Source organism: Shimia sp. R10_1, from assembly GCF_017744095.1.
Taxonomy (GTDB): Bacteria; Pseudomonadota; Alphaproteobacteria; order Rhodobacterales; family Rhodobacteraceae; genus Shimia.
Genome location: NZ_JAGHQX010000001.1, coordinates 145258 through 167349, shown reverse-complemented (window position 1 = coordinate 167349; position 22092 = coordinate 145258). Strand labels below are relative to the sequence as shown.

At 58.9% G+C, this 22092-nt stretch carries 17 protein-coding genes; 9 read left to right on the top strand and 8 right to left on the bottom strand.

The window, feature by feature from the left end:
• The first annotated feature begins 182 nt into the window (after window positions 1-182).
• Complete coding sequence (locus J7413_RS00735; protein ID WP_209095495.1) at window positions 183-1760, top strand: Hint domain-containing protein; 1578 nt, start codon at window positions 183-185, stop codon at window positions 1758-1760.
• A gap of 25 nt (window positions 1761-1785) precedes the next feature.
• Here J7413_RS00735 and uvrA read toward each other — a convergent pair whose 3' ends face one another.
• On the bottom strand, window positions 1786-4647 hold the full coding sequence (gene uvrA, locus J7413_RS00730; RefSeq protein ID WP_209095493.1) for an excinuclease ABC subunit UvrA: 2862 nt from the start codon (window positions 4645-4647) through the stop codon (window positions 1786-1788).
• A gap of 246 nt (window positions 4648-4893) precedes the next feature.
• On the bottom strand, window positions 4894-6288 hold the full coding sequence (gene lpdA, locus J7413_RS00725; RefSeq protein WP_209095491.1) for a dihydrolipoyl dehydrogenase: 1395 nt from the start codon (window positions 6286-6288) through the stop codon (window positions 4894-4896).
• A gap of 166 nt (window positions 6289-6454) precedes the next feature.
• Between lpdA and J7413_RS00720 the strand changes: the two genes are divergently transcribed.
• Entirely contained in the window at window positions 6455-6928 is a 474-nt protein-coding gene (locus tag J7413_RS00720) for a hypothetical protein (protein ID WP_209095489.1), read from the top strand.
• A gap of 63 nt (window positions 6929-6991) precedes the next feature.
• Here the strand turns inward: J7413_RS00720 and J7413_RS00715 are convergent, their stop codons facing one another.
• From J7413_RS00715 to J7413_RS20700, 4 genes are all read right to left on the bottom strand, one after another.
• The gene (locus J7413_RS00715; protein WP_209095487.1) at window positions 6992-7567 is read right to left on the bottom strand and encodes a DUF924 family protein; all 576 of its coding nucleotides are present in this window, start codon (window positions 7565-7567) and stop codon (window positions 6992-6994) included.
• 149 nt (window positions 7568-7716) lie between these two features.
• Window positions 7717-8982 (bottom strand): MFS transporter, encoded by a 1266-nt coding sequence (locus J7413_RS00710; RefSeq protein ID WP_209095484.1) that lies wholly within the window; start codon window positions 8980-8982, stop codon window positions 7717-7719.
• A 241-nt stretch (window positions 8983-9223) separates the two neighbouring features.
• Window positions 9224-10270, bottom strand: a complete 1047-nt coding sequence (queA, locus tag J7413_RS00705) for a tRNA preQ1(34) S-adenosylmethionine ribosyltransferase-isomerase QueA (protein ID WP_209095482.1) — start codon at window positions 10268-10270, stop codon at window positions 9224-9226.
• Between the two features lie 42 nt (window positions 10271-10312).
• Window positions 10313-13672 carry an AsmA-like C-terminal region-containing protein gene (locus J7413_RS20700; RefSeq protein WP_209095480.1) on the bottom strand — a complete coding sequence of 1120 codons (3360 nt, stop codon included), beginning with the start codon at window positions 13670-13672 and terminating at the stop codon, window positions 10313-10315.
• Between the two features lie 188 nt (window positions 13673-13860).
• Between J7413_RS20700 and J7413_RS00695 the strand changes: the two genes are divergently transcribed.
• From J7413_RS00695 to J7413_RS00670, 6 genes are all read left to right on the top strand, one after another.
• Complete coding sequence (locus J7413_RS00695; RefSeq protein ID WP_209095478.1) at window positions 13861-14322, top strand: peroxiredoxin; 462 nt, start codon at window positions 13861-13863, stop codon at window positions 14320-14322.
• Complete coding sequence (locus J7413_RS00690) at window positions 14322-15152, top strand: ferritin-like domain-containing protein (RefSeq protein WP_247743271.1); 831 nt, start codon at window positions 14322-14324, stop codon at window positions 15150-15152. The genes J7413_RS00695 and J7413_RS00690 overlap by 1 nt, the downstream gene beginning before the upstream one ends.
• Window positions 15153-15436: 284 nt before the next feature.
• Window positions 15437-16750, top strand: coding sequence for a M23 family metallopeptidase (locus J7413_RS00685; RefSeq protein ID WP_209095476.1), 1314 nt, complete (start codon window positions 15437-15439; stop codon window positions 16748-16750).
• Window positions 16740-17255 (top strand): polymer-forming cytoskeletal protein, encoded by a 516-nt coding sequence (locus tag J7413_RS00680; RefSeq protein WP_209095474.1) that lies wholly within the window; start codon window positions 16740-16742, stop codon window positions 17253-17255. The genes J7413_RS00685 and J7413_RS00680 overlap by 11 nt, the downstream gene beginning before the upstream one ends.
• Window positions 17256-17474: 219 nt before the next feature.
• A complete protein-coding gene (aqpZ, locus tag J7413_RS00675; protein ID WP_209095472.1) occupies window positions 17475-18164 on the top strand; it encodes an aquaporin Z in 690 nt (229 codons plus the stop codon).
• Window positions 18165-18426: 262 nt separating this feature from the next.
• Window positions 18427-19575 (top strand): 50S ribosomal protein L11 methyltransferase, encoded by a 1149-nt coding sequence (locus tag J7413_RS00670; protein WP_209096703.1) that lies wholly within the window; start codon window positions 18427-18429, stop codon window positions 19573-19575.
• A 68-nt stretch (window positions 19576-19643) separates the two neighbouring features.
• Here the strand turns inward: J7413_RS00670 and J7413_RS00665 are convergent, their stop codons facing one another.
• Window positions 19644-20204: a peptidylprolyl isomerase gene (locus tag J7413_RS00665; RefSeq protein ID WP_209095471.1), complete on the bottom strand. Its 561-nt coding sequence runs from the start codon at window positions 20202-20204 to the stop codon at window positions 19644-19646.
• The gene (locus J7413_RS00660; RefSeq protein WP_209095470.1) at window positions 20191-20703 is read right to left on the bottom strand and encodes a peptidylprolyl isomerase; all 513 of its coding nucleotides are present in this window, start codon (window positions 20701-20703) and stop codon (window positions 20191-20193) included. The genes J7413_RS00665 and J7413_RS00660 overlap by 14 nt, the downstream gene beginning before the upstream one ends.
• Before the next feature lie 128 nt (window positions 20704-20831).
• Here J7413_RS00660 and J7413_RS00655 point away from each other — a divergent pair, with 128 nt between their 5' ends.
• Window positions 20832-22022, top strand: a complete 1191-nt coding sequence (locus J7413_RS00655; RefSeq protein ID WP_209095469.1) for a phosphoglycerate kinase — start codon at window positions 20832-20834, stop codon at window positions 22020-22022.
• The last annotated feature ends 70 nt before the right edge of the window (window positions 22023-22092 follow it).

Here is a 22092-nt window from a genome sequence, read left to right as displayed (position 1 = left end):
GCGGTTTTTCTTTGTCTCACAGCCACATCGCCACAGCCAAGAATGCGTACTCTGCACCTACTTTTGGTTAATATCACCTCACCTTTGCCCCTTTTACGCCTCTTTTGAACGCCACCAGTTGTTGCCAGTTCGGAAACAAATACAGCACCGGCGCAAGAGCAAACCATCGGAAGGGGCAAGCCATGGCGATCGCAACGGAACTGAACATCAACACATCGGCATCGCCCGATGCCATGGCCGCCGAAATCTTCGGCGATCCGTCTCGCATCGTCTCTTCGCAGTACTTCGGTGACACGCTCAGCTCCGGCATCTATTCCGGCGCCGACAGCACCAGTCCCGGCGTCGCACCGGCTGACAGCGGGGTCATCCTCTCCACCGGCTATGCCAGAGACTTCACCAACAGCGACGGCAGCACAAACACAAACCAGCGTTCAGACACCTCCACCAACACCACGGGACAGGACAACAACGCCCTGTTTAACGCCGCCGCAGGCACCAGCACCTTTGACGCCGCCTACATGGTCATTGACTTCAATGGCTCCGCTGGCGAACTGCTCACCATCGACTTTGTGCTCTCCTCCGAAGAATACCCAGAATTTCTCAGCTACAATGACGCCATCGGCGTTTGGATAAACGGGGTTGAGGCACAGATCTCCGTCGGCGATGGCTCTGCCACCGTGGGCAATATCAATGACGCCAATGAAAACATCTACGTCGACAACAGCGGCGATCAATTCAACACTGAAATGGACGGCTTCACCGTCACGCTGACCTTTGTGGCGCCGCTTCAGGATGGGCTCAACCAACTGATCATCGGCATCGCCGATGCCACTGACAGCCGCTATGACTCCAATCTCCTGATCGCTGGCGGCTCGGTGCAGACCGCCATCGTCGCACAGGACGATGAGGTTTCGATCAAATTTGGCGGCAGCAAGACCCTCAACGTGCTGGGCAACGACAACTCCACCGCTGGCCCCACCCTGACCATCACTCATATCAATGGCATTCCCGTCAGCGCAGATCCCAGCTCTGGCCTGCCCAACAGCGTTATACTGGACACAGGTCAGGAGGTGACCCTGAACCCGGATGGCACCCTCACAGTGGATGCCGACACCGATACAGAAACCGTCTACTTCAACTACACCATTCAGGATTCCGCGGGGAAAACCGACACCGCTTTGGTGGAAATTGAACAGCGCCCCCCCTGTTTCACCCCCGGCACCCTGATCCGCACCGCAGAGGGCGATATTCTGGTCGAAAATCTGCGCGCCGGCATGCTGGTGGAAACACTAGATTCCGGCCTTCAACCCATTGCCTGGATTGGAAAGTCCGAAATGCCGCCTCGCCCGGAGTCCTTGCCGATCCGCATCAAGGCCGGTGTGCTGGACAATCACCGCGATCTGGTGGTGTCCCCGCAACATCGTGTGCTGATCTGTGGCGCGCGCGCCGAACTGCTGTTTGGCTGCGACGAAGTCCTGATCAAGGCCAAAGACCTCGTCGACGGATGTGATGTCACCATCTGCGCTGGCACCACACCCGTCACCTATTTCCACATCCTCATGTCCCAGCATGAGCTGCTCCTCTCCGAAGGCCAATGGAGCGAGAGCTTTCAACCCGGCATGCAAACGCTGCGCAGCTTTGATCCAATCGCCAACCGCTCTCTGCGCGCAGTGATGAACCGCCGCGGCATCGCCCTAGGCGACATTTCCGCTCGCCCGAGCCTACGCAGCTATGAGGCGCGCGCGTTGATGGCGGCCTAGCGCCCCCTGACGAACCTTGCCAGCCTTACTCCGCCGCCACTTTCTTCTTCGGCGCCAGCATATCCTTCAGATAGCGCCCCGTATGGCTGGCCGCAACCTTGGCGACCTTTTCGGGCGTGCCTTTGGCCACAATCTTACCGCCGCCATCGCCGCCTTCCGGACCAATATCAATGATATGGTCTGCGGTTTTCACCACATCCAGATTGTGCTCAATCACCACAACCGTATTGCCCTGATCCACCAATTCATGCAGCACTTCCAAAAGCTTACGCACATCTTCAAAATGCAGACCCGTGGTCGGTTCATCCAGAATATACAGCGTGCGCCCGGTGGAGCGTTTCGCCAATTCCTTGGAGAGCTTCACCCGCTGCGCCTCACCACCGGACAGGGTCGTCGCCTGCTGGCCCACCTTAATATAGCCCAGACCAACCCGCATCAGCGCATCCATCTTGTCACGAATGCTCGGCACCGCTTTGAAGAACTCCTGCGCCTCTTCCACGGTCATGTCCAGCACATCGGCAATGCTCTTGCCCTTGAACTTGATCTCCAGCGTCTCGCGGTTGTAGCGCGCGCCTTTGCAGGTCTCACATTCTACATAGACGTCTGGCAGGAAGTGCATCTCGATCTTGATGACCCCGTCACCCTGACAGGCCTCACAGCGCCCGCCTTTCACGTTGAAGCTGAACCGCCCCGGCTTATAGCCGCGCGCCTTGGCCTCCGGCAGCCCGGCAAACCAATCGCGGATCGGCGTGAACGCCCCGGTATAGGTCGCAGGATTTGACCGTGGCGTGCGCCCGATCGGCCGCTGGTCAATGTCGATCACCTTGTCCAGATGCTCAAGCCCCTTGATGGTCTCACAAGGCGCAGGCGTCTGACGCGCGCCATTCAGGCGCATGGAGGCGGTTTTAAACAGCGTCTCGATGGTCAGCGTCGACTTGCCCCCACCGGACACCCCGGTCACACAGACAAATTTGCCCAATGGGAAGTCCGCAGTCACTTTCTTGAGGTTGTTGCCCGTGGCCTTCACCACGCTCACGGTCTTGCCATTGCCCTCGCGCCGCTCCGTGGGCACCGCAATCTCTCGCGCGCCCGACAGATACTGCCCGGTCAGCGATTTGGGATCAGCGGCAATATCCGCAGGCGTACCCTTCGAAACAACCTGCCCGCCATGCACCCCGGCGCCCGGGCCGATGTCAAAGACATAGTCCGCTTCACGCACCGCCTCTTCGTCATGCTCCACCACAATCACCGTATTGCCCTGATCGCGCAGGTTTTTCAGCGTGGTCAGCAGCCGGTCATTGTCACGCTGATGCAAACCAATCGACGGCTCATCCAGCACATACAAAACGCCAGTCAGGCCAGAGCCGATCTGGCTCGCAAGTCGGATCCGCTGGCTCTCTCCACCCGACAGGGTGCCGCTGTTGCGCGACAACGTAAGGTATTCCAATCCCACGTTGTTCAGGAAGCCAAGCCGCTCCTGAATTTCCTTCACAATCGCACGCGCGATCTCTTGCCGCTGCGGCGTCAGGCTTTCGGGCACGCTCTCAATCCAGGCCAGCGCCTCGCGGATCGACAGCTGCACCACATGGCCCACATGTTTCTCTGCAATTCGAACCGCCAGCGCCTCTTCGCGCAACCGATGGCCGCGACAGGCCCCACAGGGGCGGTTGTTCTGATAGTTCTCAAACTCTTCGCGGATCCAGTTGCTGTCGGTCTCCCGATAGCGGCGCTCCATATTGGGGATCACGCCCTCAAACACCCGCGTCACCTGATAAACGCGCCCGCCTTCGTCATAGCGGAACTCGATTTCCTCATCGCCAGAGCCATACAGAAAGACCTGCTGAACCTTCTTGTCCAGATCTTTCCACGGAGTGTTTTTGTCAAACCCGTAGTGTTTGGCGAGGCTTTCAATGGTCTGCAGGAAGTACGGCGATTTGCCCTTCCGCCACGGTGCCAACGCCCCGTCATAGACTTTCAGCGTGGCATCTGGGACCACCAGCCGCTCATCAAAGAACAGCTCTTTGCCCAACCCGTCACAATCCGGGCAGGCCCCAAACGGCGCGTTGAAGGAAAACAGCCGTGGCTCAATCTCAGGGATGGTGAACCCGCTGACCGGACAGGCAAATTTCTCACTGAATGTGATCCGCTCCGGGTCGCCTTCCTTCGGTGCGGTCTCCAGCACGGCAATGCCATCGGCCAGATCAAGCGCGGTGCGCAGGCTGTCCGCCAGCCGGGTCTCCATACCCTCGCGCACCACCAGACGGTCTACCACCACGTCGATGTCATGGCGGAATTTCTTATCCAGCGTCGGCGGCGTATCGAGCTCATAGAACTCCCCATCCACCTTCACCCGCTGAAAGCCCTGCTTGCGCAGCTCAAGGAACTCCTTGCGGTATTCACCTTTGCGGTCGCGCACAATCGGCGCCAGCAGATAGCCGCGCGTGCCATCTTCAAGCCCCATGATGCGATCCACCATGTCCTGCACCTGCTGCGCCTCAATAGGCAGGCCGGTGGCAGGGGAATACGGCGTACCCACACGAGCAAACAGCAGACGCAGATAGTCATAAATCTCCGTCACCGTGCCGACAGTGGAGCGCGGGTTCTTGGAGGTCGTCTTCTGCTCAATCGAAATCGCCGGAGACAGCCCGCTGATGTGATCCACATCCGGCTTTTCCATCATATCAAGGAACTGGCGCGCATAGGCGCTCAGGCTTTCCACATAGCGCCGCTGCCCTTCCGCATAAATCGTGTCAAAGGCCAGCGAGGATTTGCCGGAGCCCGACAGGCCAGTGATCACCACCAGCTGATCGCGCGGAATATCCACATCAATGGATTTCAGATTGTGCTCGCGCGCCCCGCGCACCTCGATATTTTTCAGCTCGGCCATCAATACCCCCAACGGCTGCGGCAGCAGGCAACGGCCCCACGGACTCACGGACTCACTGCCCCTCAATTATTGCGAACATACAGAGAACAAATTCATTCGCCAAGCCCGTTCGCAAGGCTCACACATAATCAGGGAGAGTTACGTTTTGAACCCCTCATCGGATGACCATTCGCCGCAAAGATCGCGCGCTCATCGCAAAAGGTCCCCGCCCATGCGGAGGCCATCAAAATCATGCGTAATAACGGCTCAGATGTGGATCACACGATCATAGGCATCCAGCACGCTTTCATGCATCATCTCGCTCAGCGTCGGATGCGGGAACACCGTCTCCATCAGCTCGGCCTCCGTGGTCTCCAGCTGCCGCCCGACCACATAGCCCTGGATCAGCTCGGTCACTTCCGCGCCCACCATATGGGCACCCAAAAGCTCACCGGTCTTGGCGTCAAACACCGTCTTCACCATGCCCTCAGGCTCACCCAAGGCAATCGCCTTGCCGTTGCCGATGAAAGGGAAACGCCCGACCTTGACGTCATAGCCCAGCTCTTTGGCCTTGGCCTCGGTATAGCCGACGCTCGCCACCTGCGGATGGCAATAGGTACAGCCCGCAATGCTTTCTGGCTTCACCGGATGCGGTTTGCCGCCCGCAATCAGCTCCGCCACCATCACGCCCTCATGGCTCGCCTTGTGCGCCAGCCACGGCGCGCCAGCGATATCGCCAATCGCGTAAAGCCCCTCCACACCGGTGGCACAATATTGATCGGTCACCACATGGGTCCGGTCGATCTTTACCCCCAGCGCTTCCAGCCCGAGGTTTTCCACATTGCCGACAATCCCCACAGCAGAGATCACCGTGTCAAACGCCTGCGTCGTGACCTTGCCACCGGTCTCAATATGCGCGGTCACCTTATCCTTGGCACGATCCAGTTTCTTGACCATGGATTTCTCAAGGATGTTCATGCCCTGTTTGACAAATTGCTTTTTGGCAAAGGCGCTGATCTCCGCATCCTCTACCGGCAGCACGCGATCCATCACCTCCACAACCGTGGTTTCCGCCCCCAGCGTGTTGTAAAAGCTCGCAAACTCAATGCCGATGGCACCCGAGCCAATCACCAGCAATTTCTTGGGCATATGCGGTGGCACCAGCGCATCTTTATAGGTCCAGACACGCTTGCCATCGCCCTCAAGCCCCGGCAGCTCCCGCGCCCGCGCACCGGTGGCCAGCACAATGTTCTTTGCGCTCAGCGCCTCGACGCCCTTGTCGGTTTTCACAGAGACCTTGCCTTTGGCGGGCAGCGTCGCCTCCCCCATAAAGACCTCAACCTTGTTCTTCTTCATCAGAAAGGCCACACCGGAACTCAGCTGTTTCGCCACCCCGCGCGAGCGTTTCACGACGGCGTCGATGTCATAGCCGATACCTTCTGCCTTCAGGCCAAAATCCGCCGCCCGCTCCATCAAATGGAACACTTCGGCGGAACGCAGCATCGCCTTGGTCGGAATACAGCCCCAGTTGAGGCAAATCCCGCCCATATGCTCGCGTTCCACAATGGCCACCTTCAGGCCAAGCTGCGCACCGCGAATGGCCGCAACATAGCCCCCCGGCCCCGCACCGATGACAATCATATCAAAGCTTTTCTCTGCCATGGGTGCTGCTCCTCGCCTGCCACGTCTTACTTCAGCAGGAGCCTAGTCGGATTCTCCACCTGCTTCAACAAAGCCAACCGCCCGCAAAACGCGCATTTTCTCACTGGAGATCGCGCCCACTTCGGCGCACACTGCGGGAAATTCTAAGCCTCCTGTGGAGTACCCCATGAAAGTCATCAAAGATCTGCTGATCGCCCTGATCAACGCGACCCTCATATTGGTTGCGCTCTGCCTGTTTCTGCTTTGGCAGTTGTCTGGCACCGCCGAACGGGTGGTCGCCGAATTCGCGGAGAATCTGCAGATCGTCAAACCGATGGAAGAGCGGGTCCAGTCCCTGCAGTCCGAAGTTGTTGGCCTGCGCGAAGATCTGGCAAATCTGTCGCTGGAAAGCGCGGCGCTCAACTTGCCAGCCACACAGGCGCTTGCCACCCGCGCCGACGCGTTGCAGGCAGAGCTGGAAGCCATCAACAGCAATCTGCAAACCCTCGCAGAAACGCCAGATCGCCTGATGTCAGAAGGTGTGGAGCGGCTGTCAGCCCGTGCCAGCGAAGGGCTGGGCAAACTGGCGGCCTGTCACTTGCCCGACAGTGTCGACACGCCCGGCGACGCTGCGACTGTCGATACCGCGCCCGTCAACTGATCAAACGTATTGCGGGCCCGCAGTGACGCGGGCCCGCCTTTGGACATATGAATTTTGATGCGCTTATTGTGCGGCCTGCAACAGCCGCATGGTGTGGCCATATCCGCCTTTTTCAACATAGGCGGCTTCCACCTCGGTTGACGCCCGCGCCAGCGCTTCATTGCGATAGGGAAAGCGACCAAACTGGCGGATCACTTCACGATGTGCCTGCGCATGCAACAGATTGCTGTCCGCATCCTCCATACGATCAACAAACATGCGCACACATTGCTCCTGATCGCAGAGGTTTTCAGAATGCATCAGCGGCAGGAAAAAGAACTGCCGCGCCGGGCCATCAATTTTCTGATCCCATTTCTTGTGCAATGCAGACTTGGCCGCACAAAGCGCCTGACGGTCTGTTGCAAAGGCTTTGCCACTGCCCCGAAACATATTGCGAGAAAACTGGTCTGTCACAATCAGATATGCAAGCGTGCCGCTCGGATAGGTCAGCCACTGCCCCAATCCGCCATCGCGTGCTTTCTCCCATGTGTCCATGAACTTGTTTCGAATGGTTTCATCCAGGTCATCAGAGGCCTGATACCAGCCTGATGGTCCAATCTCATCAAGCCAAAATGACAAAACATCTTCGGGACGCACCATGGCCCCTCTCCTTCGCGTTTTCTGCCCCCGCGCGGGGGCCCTTTTACAAAAACGTTACACAGAAGATTGCCGGAGTTAAAAGTCACAAATTGCAACGATGCGACACAGCGCGCGATTGGGTCAAACGCTGTGTCGCAATGCGCAGTGTCCTATCCGGCTGCAGCCTCCTGCTCTTCTTCCATGGCGGTCTCAATTGCCACCTCTTGGGCGACCTCAACCGCAACGGGCGAGGACGTCGGCATAACCGCGGTGAAGCTGCCAGTGTCCTCAGCCGCCGCAGCAGGACGGCGGGTCGTGCGATACGCCGCATAGACCGCCAGCACCGCCAGCAGAAAGACGAGATAGATGAAAAAGCCGCTCGGCCCCACCAAATCCATCGCACTACCAGTGATCAACGGCCCTGCAATTGCGCCAACACCATTCACGAAAACAAGCCCACCGGACGCCGCCGCCATGTCCTCATAATCCAGGAAGTCATTGGCATGGGCGATCAGCATGGAATACAGCGGGTTGGTGAACCCTCCGATCAAAATCGCCGCAATCAGCAGCATCGGATAATTGTCCCCTGCCATAAATCCAACCGCACTGCCCACAGCCCCGATCACTGCAACGATCATGATCAACCGGCGTCGATCCATCCGGTCGCTCATCCAGCCCAACGGATACTGAAAGAGTGTCGCGCCCACATAAAAGGCAGCAATAAACACACTGAGCTCTGTCAGGCTCAAACCTGCGCGGGTGGCAAAAACCGCCGACATGCCAAACTGCGCAGAGAACACGCCCCCCAACAGGAACATGCCAACAACCCCCAACGGAGAATTCTGAAACAGCTCTTTCAGGCTCATGGGTTTCGTTGTGTCAAAGGCTGGGGTCGGTGAAATCGACAACAGAATGGGCGCAAACGAAATCGAAACCAGCACCGATGGGATCACAAACAGCAAAAAGCCTGTGGCATCGGGCACTGTCATCAGCCCCTGCGCGGTCACAATGCCAATCATCTGCACGATCATGTAAAGCGACAGCGCCTTACCGCGGGTGTCATTGTTGGCCGCATTGTTCAGCCAGCTTTCCGCCGTGACATACACGCCAGAGAAACAGAACCCCATGATGACCCGGCCCAGAATCCAGGCAATCGGATGCTCCAGCGTCGGGAACAGGATCAAAACCGCTGAGATCATGGAGGCCAGCGCCGCAAAGACCCGGACATGCCCCACGCGGCGGATCATCTCCGGTGTGGTACGACTGCCGCCCAGAAAGCCAACAAAATAGGCCGACATCACCATCGACATTTCCAATGTCGAGAAGCCAGCGCTTTCGCCGCGAATACCCAGCAGCGTGCCGTGCATCCCGTTGCCCACCATCAGCAGCAACATCCCCAAAAGCAGCGGCCAGGCGCCTTTAAAAAACTCAACCATTTTGAGACCTTCTCACGTTTGCGCTCATTTGCAAAATCCGTGGCACCCTCATCGCTTTCAATCGCGACAAGCATGTGTCGTTTTGCGCGCTCATTGATTTATTTTGCTTTTGAAACGCTCCCTGACTTCGCACAACAGCGTTTGAAGATGCTGCCGCACAAGCCAAGTTCAGCCAAGCGTTTTCTCGATTTCATGTCGCGCAGCAGCCGGGCGCGCCCATAGGGTCCGCCCCCCGCACCGCTTAGGGCAACAACAGCGAGGCATCCCCATAAGAGAAGAAGCGATAGCCCTCTTTCACCGCGTGGTCATAGACGTTGCGTATGCGTTCCTGTCCCAACAGCGCGCTGACCAGCATCATCAGGGTGGATTTTGGCAAATGGAAGTTGGTCATCAAGGCATCTGCCACATGAAATTCAAATCCCGGGTAGATGAAAATATCCGTATTGCCTTCCCAGGCCGCGATTGCGCCCTCGCGTGCAGCGCTCTCGATAAGGCGCAGCGCGGTTGTCCCCACCGGAATCACCCGGCCACCTGCGGCTTTCGTGGCTGCAATCTCAGCCGCGGCCGCCTCGGTGACCCGCCCCCATTCCGCATGCATCTTGTGCTCTTTGACGTTGTCCACCTTCACCGGCAGGAATGTTCCAGCCCCCACGTGCAATGTCACATGGGTAAATTCCACACCGCGCGCCTTCAGCGCTTCCAGCAACGGCGCATCAAAATGCAATGATGCCGTCGGCGCCGCCACCGCCCCGGAATGCTTGGCCCAGACGGTCTGATAGTCGGTCTTGTCCTTTTCATCCGCCGCACGTTTCGCCGCGATGTAGGGTGGCAGCGGCATATTGCCCGCCGCATCCAGCGCCGCATCAAAATCTGCGCCCTGCACATCAAACTGCACCACGCCCTGCCCGTCTTCTTTGGACAACAACGTGCCTTTCAGCCCGGCGGCAAAAATGATGTCTTCGCCTTCGCGGATTTTCTTAAGCGGCTTGATCAGGGCAGACCATGCGCCTCCGGCACGCGGCTCAAGCAGCGTCACCTCCATACGCGCCTGCGTCTCGCCCTCTGGCCCGCTGCGCACGCGGTAACCTGACAGCCGCGCCGGAATCACTTTGGTGTCATTCAGCACCAGCCGATCTCCGGGCTGCAGCCACTCCAGCAAATCTGTCACCACCCCATCGATGATCTCATCGCCTTTGGCCACCAACAGACGCGCCGAACTGCGCGGCTCAGCAGGTCGCGTGGCAATCAGAGCCTCTGGAAGGTCGAAGTCAAAATCAGAAAGCTGCATCAGAATGGCGCCGTGTGCTGTGTCAGTTGGAAAGGGCCGCCCTCAGTTGCTCAGATCCGGGGGCGGACGGCGGAAAATCTCTCTAAAGAAGCCCGGCGTCAAGGCCGATAGCGGATTGACAGAAATTGATGTGTCCGCCGCGGGCCCTCGCATGCGATAGTTGAAGCCAATCAACCCCTCCCCGCGCCGCGCAAAAGGCCGCCCCACCACATTCACCGCGTAAATCGGCGAGATGGTGCCCTGTATGTCAAACCACTTTTGGGCAAAGCTATAAGTGCCATTGGCTGACAATCCGATCGACGGTCCCACGGCACTGCTTTCGCCGACAATCAACTGGCCTGGCGTGATGCGGAATTTCGCAAACACGTCAGAGAAAAACAGCCCTGGTCCATTCAGCTGATCAATCAGCCCCACGACACTGATCGCATTGAGCAGCGCCGCCATCGCGGGCACCTGCTGCACCCGCACCGATTTCATGCTCAGCGTGCCGTCATATTCACCTTTGGCCGCCCGCGGGATCAAATCCAACGTCATCGCGCCATTTTTGGCTGCAGCGATCACCCCCATAGAGGCCGCGATTTGTCCGCCTTGGGGTGACTTTACTTGCACCTGCGTGCCATTGGCATGCGGCGCAAGCAAACCGGTGACCGCCGGGCCACCGTTGAAATTGCCTTGAAACCGACCGGAGATCCCCCCTTGTGTCGAAAGCTCTGCGGAAATCGGCGCCAATCGAATGCCATCTGTAACCACCAGTTCATCAAGCCGCGCCGTGATCGGGCCACTGGCCGCCGCGCCAGACCCGCCTGAACTGCCGCCACGCGCCGTGTCCGGCATCTGGCGCATGTCCATCCGGCCACCGGTCAGCTCCAGCGCAGGCAGCGCATCGCCGCGCCCGCGCAACAGCCCCCTGCCGGTCAGCCACTGCCCAACCGCCAAACGGTTCAGCCGCGCAACCTCCAGTCCTCCCTCTTTCGCCAGAGTTACATCTCCCTCAAGCGAAAGCCCCGGTGCCTCAAACAGCACGCGCTCAATGATCGGAGGCTCTCCAACCGTAATGTCCACCTCCAGATTGCCCGCTGTCCGCGCCGCCTTGCGCCAGCCAATCGGGGGCACCGACAGCCGCGCGCCCACAAGATCAGAGCGCAGCTTCAGCTTAGGCGGCACGTCGCGCACGATCTCCATATCATAGCTGAGCACGCCCTCCTCCGACAGCGTCCCCTTCGGCAGGCGCACCTCAAACACCTCAAGCGCCTGCGCGTTCAGCACCGCCGTGCCCGTCAACCAGCTGCGCCCCTCGTTTTCCTTGCCGCCAAACATGTGCCAATGCGCATCGACAGGAATGCCAGCCAGCGTGCCAGCCCCTTCGATGTCCACCCGCTCAGGCGTCGCACGAAGCGAAAAATTGCCCTTCATTTCCTTGTCTGGAATGAAATGCGTGCTGGTCACGTCCAACAAGTCGCCGGTGATGTCATACATCACTTCCTCAATCGGCAGATTGTCTTTCAACAACATGTCAATTGTTCCGCGCACCACCGCACGACCGGGTGCAAAATCCACCGGCAACTTCGCTTTGGTGAACAACTTCATGGGCTCACGATCGAGCAAGGACAACGCCGCTGTGATTGGCCCTTCAGCCACCACATCAACATGTCCCGGCGACGGCTTGAGCCGGATGTCCTCCACGATAAAGCTCGACCCGGCGACGTTGATACGCCCCCCCACGTCCGCTTCCACAAATCCTTCTTCGACCGCGATGTGAACCTTGTTGTCTTTCACAATGCCAAAACCAACGCCGCCCTGAATCGGGGGCATGGTTTTCACTGCGCGCACCACCGCATCTTCGAACTGAAAGCCCACATAAAGATCCGGCAGCGCCGCACCGCGCGACCGCACCGCCAGATCCACATTTGTCACCAGCGCCTGTCGCAGATTTTCCGACACCCATTTTCGCGGCTTCTGTTCAAAACTCTTCGGCCAGACCGACAGCACATTGCGCGCCTGCACCGCATCCAATTGCCCATTCAGCGCATAGTCCCAATGCGCCCCATCGACGCCCAGATGCCCATCCAAAACCACCTGATTGCCGCCTTGACGCACCACCAATTGCCCCAGATCGAGAGAGAACGGATCCAGCTGCAATCGGAAATCGGCAAAGCTGCGCTCCAGTGCAATCGGATCGTCTTCCAAATTACGAGGGTTCGCGCGGAACTCATTCAACGTCAGCTGCACCAGAAACTCATCAGGCAAGCCACCATCCGGGCCGCGCAGAAACGCCTCCCCAAAAGCAGACACCCGGATCATGTCACTTGTCACCGACAGCTCATCAAACCGGATTGCCCCCCGCGCCGGATCATAGGTCAGATAGCTGCGCATCCCATCAAAAGGCACCGGACGCACCTCGCCCTCAGGCTGCAATACACCCTCGTCAATCTGCAGCGTGGCATGCACGTCGCTGAGTTGACCTGCATCATCTAGACTCGCACGAAGGGCGCCAGAAATCGGCGCACGCAGGATTTCCAACCAGCGCATCGCCGTAATCTGAGAGGCCAGATCTTCGCTTGGAATATCCTGAAAGCTCAAGCCAAAGTCAGTGGCCAGCGTGCCAAACCGCGTGGTCAGCGATGTTTCCACAAAACTTGCGTAGCTGCGCCCCCCCAGCACCGTCAGCTGGGATGACAATTGCACAGTGTCGCCGTCTCGCCGCAGCGCCACCTCTCCGCCGTCCACCGTCCAGGCACGGCGCGCCCGCAGATCTTCAAGGCGCAAGGTCACATCCTCAATCACAAAGGACGTCAAATGCGCCAACGTGGGCCGCTCCAGATAGCCCTCCAACTGTTCACCAAACGTGAAAATATCCGTATCAGTCTGCAACGCCCCTGCGCTCATCGCCTGACCCAGAGCAATCCGCAAGCGCCCATCCGCCTGCCGCAGCCCTGTCAGCGTCACCCCAGACACCAGCACCTCGCGAAACGACACTCTGCGTTCCAGCAAAGGCGCCATCGCCAGCCGCACATTGATGCGCTCGACGGCAACAGCGCCGCCCCCGGTTGCCGGCAGCACCTGAACCCCACGCATCAAAATGCTGGGATCCCAGTCACTTTCAAAAACCAGCGAAACCTCACCAACACGCACATCGATTGCGGTCATTTGTTTGCTAAGTTCGGCTTCGATCCGATTGCGCAGCCAATCCGGGGCCACGATGGGTCGTCCGCTTAAAGCAACCACCGCCAGCGCCAACAACACCGCAGGCACTGCCACACTCAGCAAAGCCAAGATCCCAAACCGACGCACCCGACGCGCCGGCACAGCCTCCGCAGGCGACACCTCCTTCGTCTTTGCCCGCGCCGCATCCTCTGCTGCGTGGTCAATGACTTTGGCGTCGTCCTGTGCCTGCGCAGGCACATCCCCGCGTGGGGCGGTATCCGGACTGGTATTCGTCAGGGTTGATGCCTCTGTATGTTCTGTTATTCGAGGGCCTGTATCATCAGACTATAACGCCTCGCGCACATCGACCCAAGCCCGGCAAGCCTTGCCCAGCCAACCAAAGTTCGCCGACGCACAAAAGTCGGCCCTCAACAAGGAGTGTGACCATGATTGACGCCAATGAAATGGCCCCCGATTTTACCTTGCCGTCCACAGGCGACACAGAGGTGACTCTCTCTGCCTTGCGCCCTGCGCCGGTTGTGCTGTTTTTCTACCCCCGTGACAACACCTCAGGCTGCACCAAAGAGGCGATCGCATTCTCAGAGCTTCTGCCGGAATTTGAAGCCGCAGGCGCAAAGGTGTTTGGCATCTCCAAAGACAGTCTGTCCAGCCACGATAAATTCATTTCTAAACAAAATCTTAACGTGCCTTTATTAAGTGATGAAAATGGTTCTGTCTGCGAAGACTATGGCGTCTGGGCAGAGAAAAAAATGTATGGCAAAACCTTCATGGGCATCGTGCGCAGCACGGTTCTGATCGATGCCACAGGCAAGATTTCGCGCAGCTGGCCCAAGGTCAAAGTGCCCGGTCACGCCGAAGAGGTGCTGGACGCGGTGAAAGCCCTCTGATGACCAAAACTCTTGCTGAAATGGCGGTGGAGGTCCTCTCCACCGCGGATGGGCGCGCCAAGACAGCGCTTTCCAAACAACATGCCGCCACATGGTTTGCTGCGCGGGAGGCCGGAACGCCTCCCCCCATCGGCACAGCCACGCCGCCAATGCAACCGGCCCGGCCCGCCGCACCTGAGCTGCGCGATCCCCGCGATGTGCCCCGTCGCCGCCCCGGCAGCCCGCAGGGCCGCATCGCCATGCTGCACGCCGTTGCCCATATCGAACTCAATGCGGTCGATTTGCACTGGGACATCATCGCACGCTTCACCGACACCAAACTGCCACTTGGATTTTATGACGACTGGGTGAAATCCGCTGCAGAAGAATCCAATCATTTCAATATGATCTGCGACAGCCTTGAAGCCAAAGACAGCTTTTACGGCGCCCTACCAGCGCATGCTGGCATGTGGCGCGCCGCCGAAGACACAGCAGATGATCTGCTCGGTCGGCTCGCTGTTGTGCCAATGGTGCTTGAGGCGCGCGGGCTCGATGTCACCCCCGGCATGATCAAGATCTTTGAGAACGCCAAAGACGACCAAACACTGGAAGCCCTGCGTATCATCTACGCCGAAGAAGTCGGCCATGTGGCTTATGGATCCAAGTGGTTTAATTTCCTCTGCGGCCGCCATGAGCTTGATCCCAAAGCAGAATTTCACCGTCTCGTACAAAAATACTTCCACGGGGCACTCAAGCCGCCGTTCAACGAAGAAAAACGCGCAGACGCAGGGCTGCCCCCTGATTTTTATTGGCCACTCGCCGACGAAGAGCCCCCGGCATACGCCCGCTAGGCGCATGAAATCAGCGGTCACGAGGTAAGAGCGCCCTACGGCGGCCAAGGACTGTGAATTCATGGTTAAAGGTGCGGCGTGCCGCCACGCCTTTAACCCGTTCGGCGACAATTCGCCGATGTTTTGGGGCGCACGCGCGAAACCCTGCAGCAGAAGGTCAAAATCCTTGCCGTGTCCAAAAGCCGCCGTTACAACAGCGCCTCAAGATATCGGTTAACAGATATCAAGGCACGGATGCCTCACCAAAGGGGCTCTGGGGATGGGACTATACGAAGGGTACTGACGTGAGAACACGCCTCGCGATCCGAATGCACTCGGTGCTAGAACGCTTTTTTCCGGAACGACGTCTCTTCCTGAGATCGGACACCGACACCCGCTTCATCCGCCTACGCCCAAGCACGCAATTGGTCGCGTTCCTCGGCGCGTCCGCCATTGTTGCTTGGACGATCATCGCCACTGCGATTCTGCTGATGGACAGCATCGGGTCCGGCAATTTCCGCGAGCAGGCCAAGCGCGATCAAATGACCTATGAGCAGCGTCTCAACGATCTGTCCGCAGAACGTGATGCGCGCACCGACGAAGCGCTGGCGGCACAGGCCCGCTTCAACACCGCGCTTGCTCAGGTCTCCCAGATGCAGTCGCAGCTGCTTGAATCCGAGATCCGCCGCCGTGAGCTGGAAACCGGCATCGAGGTGATCCAATCCACCCTGCGCCGCACCATGCAGGAGCGCGAAGCGGCCCGCGCCGAAGTCGTCGCCCGCGACGTGGCACAGGCCGAAACCCAAACAGCGTTGATCGGCGCATCCCCTCTGGGCAACGACATGCTCGATGTGCTTTCCACAGCCCTCACAGAAACAGCCGAAGAACGCGATCAGCTGGTGGCAGACGCACGCGCCGCCTCAGAAGCCGCTGATGAAATGGAGCGCGAACTCCTGCTGATGGAGGAGAAAAACGACCAGATCTTCCGCCAGCTCGAAGACGCGATGACCATCTCTGTGGAGCCTCTCAACAAGATGTTCACAGCAGCTGGGCTGGATCCCAAAAACCTGCTCAATGAGGTGCGCCGCGGCTACAGCGGTCAGGGTGGTCCGATGATGCCGCTCAGCTTCTCCACCAAAGGTGGTGAACTCACCGCAGAAACCCTACGCGCCAATCGGCTTCTTGATCAGCTGGATCAACTGAACATGTACCGCATCGCCGCCGAAACCGTGCCTTTCGCCAATCCGGTGCAATCCGCCTTCCGCTACACGTCCGGCTTTGGCATGCGCTGGGGACGGATGCACAAAGGCACCGATTTTGCCGCGCGCTATGGTACGCCGATCCATTCCACCGCCGACGGTGTGGTGGTGCACGCGGGCTGGCAATCCGGTTATGGCCGCTTGGTGAAAATCCGTCATGAGCACGGAATTGAGACACGATATGCCCATCTGGCGAAAATCCGCGTAAAAGTTGGCCAAAGAGTCTCGCGCGGTGACCGCATAGGTGATATGGGCAACTCTGGACGCTCGACCGGCACGCATCTACACTACGAAGTGCGTGTCAATGGACGCGCGGTGAACCCGATGACATTTATCAAGGCTGGAAGAGATGTTTTCTAAGAGCAAAATCAACGACCCCGCACCGAAAGCCGACGCTCCGGCCACTCCTGCTGCCGAATCTGCGATTCCTGCGGCACCGGCAAAAGCAAGCGACTTCAAATCCGCCCCTAAGGCGAAGCCGCCCGCATCTGTGCTGTCCTCTGACCTGCACATCACGGGCAACCTGAAAACAACCGGCGACATTCAGGTCGAAGGCACCATCGAAGGTGACATTCGCGCGCACCTGCTCACCGTGGGTGAAACCGCCACCATCAAAGGCGAAGTGATCGCGGATGATGTTGTGGTCAACGGCCGCATCGTGGGCCGCGTGCGTGGTCTGAAAGTGCGCCTGACATCCACTGCGCGTGTTGAGGGGGATATCATCCACAAAACCATCGCCATCGAAAGCGGTGCGCATTTTGAAGGCTCTGTGCAGCGTCAGGATGACCCGCTCACCGGCGGCAAAACCGCTGCGCCTGCCGCAGCACCACAAGCCGCCCCTGCCACAGCCAAGGCCGGCAGCTAAGTCACAGTCTGATCGTCGCCTTACGATCTTGATTTCCAACCGCCGTAGCCTCTGGGTTGCGGCGGTTTTTCTATGCAAATACCTCCGCCCACAACACCTGTGTCTCCCCCACTGTCTCCCCCCCACTGTGCGCGGTCGATCCCAGGACCACACCCAAAAATCCTTTCTTTTCAAAGATACGCCTTCTACCGTCACCCCATGTGATTTTAGGAGGTAGAAATGTTGAACAAATTATCAGCAGAATTCATTGGCACGTTCTGGCTTGTTTTTGGCGGCTGCGGCAGCGCGGTATTGGCCGCTGGAGTGGCTGATGTGGGCATCGGCTGGCTTGGCGTCAGTTTGGCGTTTGGCCTGACAGTGCTCACCATGGCCTATGCGGTCGGGCATATTTCCGGTGGCCATTTTAATCCCGCGGTCAGCCTCGGCCTGATGATCGCAGGGCGCTTTGAAGGCAAAGACCTGATCCCTTACTGGATTGCACAGCTCGCGGGCGCGATCGCTGCGGCTGTGCTGCTCTATCTGATTGTATCTGGCGCGCCAGACTTCGCGGGGCCCGGCGGCTTTGCCTCCAACGGCTACGGCACAGCCTCACCACAAGGCTATTCTATGATGTCTGCCCTGATCATCGAAATCGTACTCACAGCAGGCTTTCTCTTTGTGATTTTGGGCGCCACATCCCATGGCGCGCCCGTCGGCTTTGGCCCGATTGCGATTGGCCTTGCCCTGACGCTGATCCACCTGATCTCCATTCCGGTCACCAACACCTCCGTGAACCCAGCCCGCTCCACCGGCGTTGCGCTTTTTGCCGACGGTCCGGCCTTGGCCCAACTTTGGTTGTTCTGGGTGGCCCCGTTGGTTGGGGCCGCGATTGGGGCTCTGCTCTGGAAACTGACAAGTTCTGAAGCTTGAGACGCGCGCAAAATGCACTGTCTGGCGAGGCGCGAGCACACGGCGTTGCCGCTCGCCCTGCCTGACAGTCACTCTCCTCTGCGCGCCCCATCCCCCTTTGGTGCGGTCCGCCACACCGACAGGCGTAAAATCCGGTTTGGCGCCTTTCTGAAGCGCGTTTCACTGATCCTTAACCACGTGTCGCTACCCGTTAAGTCAGTTTTGATTAAAATCGGGAACCGACAAATTGCTGGAAAATCAGCCCGCCGCGACCGCACAGAATGTGCCCCTCTCCCACGATCAAGAGCAGACCAAGCAACAGGCCGACACGCTGGTGTCTCTCGCGCAAAACGCCCCACTTGGCGACGGAGGGCAAGAGGCCTCCCGACTGCTGTCACAGGCCCTTGAAATTGATCCGCAACACCACGAGGCCCAGCTTCTGCGCGAACAACTCTTTCAGATGTTTGTGCCCCGTTGGCACTTCCCGATGCTCGCTGACAAAACCCGCAACACCGCCTATGCCAAAGCCATCGCCGCCAAAGTGAAACCCGGCGACATCGTGCTCGACATCGGCTCCGGCGCCGGTCTCACCGCGATGCTGGCCGCACGTGCGGGCGCAAAACATGTCTACGCCTGCGAACAACAGCCCCTGATTGCCGAAGCCGCAAAACGCGTGATCGCCGCCAATGGGCTCAGCGATAAGATCACCGTGATTTCAAAATGGTCCCACAACATCGTTATTGGCGAGGACATCCCGGAGCGCGCCGATGTGGTGCTCTCAGAAATTGTCGACAGCAACCTGCTGGGCGAAGGCGCATTGGCCACGCTGGCACACGCCATGGCCACCCTCGCCAAACCCGGTGCCCGCGCCATTCCCGAAAGCGGCACCGTTCGCGCCCAACTGGTGGAAAGCGACAAGCTCGTCAATCTCTGGCGTCCTCAGGAGGCAGAGGGCTTTGATCTCAGCGCCTTTCACCACTTTGCCTCTGTTGCACAAGTCACTCCCAATGACTTCACCGCCTGCGGCCTGCGCCCGCTCGGCCCCGCCACAGATCTATTCCACTTTGATTTTGCCAACCCAAGCATTGATGCGGATCGCATCACCACCGAACTGATGAGCGCAGGCTCCGGCATGATACACGCGGTCTGCCTCAGCTTTGAGATGGTACTTGCGCCGGGCATTTCGGTGACCAACGGCCTTGGGACAGAGGATGACACCGATGGCCACTGGGGCCGCACCGCCTATCTGCTGGACCGCGCCGTGCCCGCCCACAAAGGCGCACGCCTGACGATCACCGCCCAGCATGACGCGACCAAACTCAGCGTTTCTATCCACGAACGCCCGGCCATGATTGTGAACAACGGCACATCGCCAACGCTGCAAACCGGCTGGCCCCCCGCACCCGCCATACGCGCGCACTCCGCCGGATAACCAAACAAAAACGCCGACCACAGACTTCTCTGTGGTCGGCGTCAATTGCAGTCATAGCTGTGTGGAGCTTACTCCGTCACAGTGACCTTTTTCATCACATCCGGTGCGCCTGTGATGGCGCCGCTCTGGCGGTGACCGCGTTTGATCGCGTCCACCACATCCATGCCTTCGGTCACTTTGCCCACAACCGTGTAGTTGCCATTCAGGAAAGCACCTTCATCAAACATGATGAAGAACTGGCTGTTCGCGCTGTTTGGGCTTTGGCTGCGTGCCATACCCACGACACCACGGTCAAAGTTCAGATCAGAAAACTCCGCAGGCAGATCCGGCTGATCAGAGCCACCACGACCCGCATACCGCGCATCATAGTCAGCAGCAGTGTCGCCATACTGCACATCACCGGTCTGCGCCATGAAGCCTTCGATCACCCGGTGAAACGCGACGTTGTCGTATTCGCCTTTGGCTGCGAGATCGGTGATGCGGGCCGCGTGCTGCGGCGCCACATCTTCAAACAGGTCAACCACGATGGTGCCATTGGCCCCTTCGCCAGCCACCTCGATCTTCAGCCCCGTGGCCAGCGCAGGGCTGGCCAGCAAAGCGAAAGCCGCTGCAAGCTTAAGCGTCGACATCAGCGGCCACCTTCACGCTGATCATGCGATCTGGGCTGGCAGGCGGCTCGCCGCGTACGATGGCGTCCACATGCTCCATGCCTTCGATGACACGACCATAAACAGTGTACTGACCGTTCAGGAAGTGGTTGTCAGAGAAGTTGATGAAAAACTGGCTGTTTGCAGAATCTGGCATCTGGCTGCGCGCCGCGCCCAATGTGCCGCGGTCATGTGGCAGCTTGGAGAATTCCGCTTTCAGGTTTGGCAGATCAGAGCCGCCAGTGCCCGCCATGCGGATGTTGAAGTCTTTTTCCATGTTGCCGTTGGCCACGTCGCCTGTCTGCGCCATGAAGCCATCAATCACACGGTGGAACGCCACATTGTCATACTGACCAGAGCGCGCCAGCTCTTTCATACGCTCGGTGTGCCCCGGTGCCACATCCGGCAGAAGCTCAATCACGACGGTGCCGTCTTTCAGTTCCATCAGGATGGTGTTTTCGGGATCTTTGATATCGGCCATTGGGGCGCTCCTCATCTGAATTCTTGGGCGCTAGTTAATCATCTGACACAAGAATGCCAAGTGATCGTTGACCCAGCCCGCCAGTACGCTAGGTAGACCACAACATATTTTCTTTGGAGATTTCGATCATGGCGTGGAAAACCCTCGATCAATTGGATCTGAACGGCAAACGGGTGCTGACCCGCGTGGACATCAACGTGCCTGTGGCTGACGGCATTGTGACCGACACCACCCGCATTGACCGCATCGTACCCACCGTGCGCGACATCCTCGCCGCGGGCGGCAAGCCGATCCTGCTGGCGCATTTTGGCCGCCCCAAGGGCGAGCGCGTGCCGGAGATGAGCCTACAACAACTGGTGCCAGCACTTGAAGCGGCCTTTGGCACCTCCGTGCTGTTTGCTGCGGATTGTGTTGGTGGCGCGGCGGAGGCTGCCGTGGCCGCCCTGCCGGAAGGTCAGGTGCTGCTTCTGGAAAACACCCGCTACCACGCGGGCGAAACCAAAAATGACGCCGAGCTGACCGCGCAGATGGCAGCGCTTGGCGATGTCTTCTGCAACGATGCGTTTTCCGCCGCCCACCGCGCGCACAGCTCCACCTGCGGTCTGGCACACGCCCTGCCCGCCTGCGCCGGTCGCCTGATGCAGGCAGAGCTTTCCGCGCTGGAAGGCGCGCTCGCCAACCCGGTGCGCCCGGTCACAGCTGTTGTTGGCGGCGCGAAAGTCTCCACCAAGCTGGAACTGCTCGGCAATCTTGTCTCCAAAGTGGATCACCTCGTGATCGGCGGCGGCATGGCCAACACTTTCCTCGCCGCCCAAGGCATCGACGTGGGCAAATCCCTGGCCGAGCACGACATGACCGACACCGCGTCAGAGATCCTCGCCAAAGCCAAAGAGGCAGGCTGCAACATCGTGCTGCCAACCGACGTTGTGGTCGCGCGCGAATTTGCCGCCAACGCCGCCAATGAAACCGTTGCTTCTGACGCCTGCCCGGCAGATGCGATGATCCTCGATGCAGGTCCAGCCACGGTGGCCAAAGTGGCGGAGGTCTTTGCCGCCTCCAAAACGCTGATCTGGAACGGCCCCATGGGCGCTTTTGAGATCGAGCCATTTAACGCAGCCACAGATGCCGCCGCCCTTCAGGCCGCCGCGCTCACCAAATCCGGCGCGCTGGTTTCGGTCGCTGGCGGCGGCGACACCGTGGCCGCGCTGAACGCCTCCGGCGCTGCTGAAGATTTCAGCTATATCTCCACCGCAGGCGGCGCTTTCCTTGAGTGGATGGAAGGCAAAGAGCTGCCAGGTGTTGCAGCGCTCAACCAATAATGCACAATAGAGAGGCGCGACCTATTTAAGTCGCGCCTCAAATTAAATAGCGATAGCGCCACCACAATTG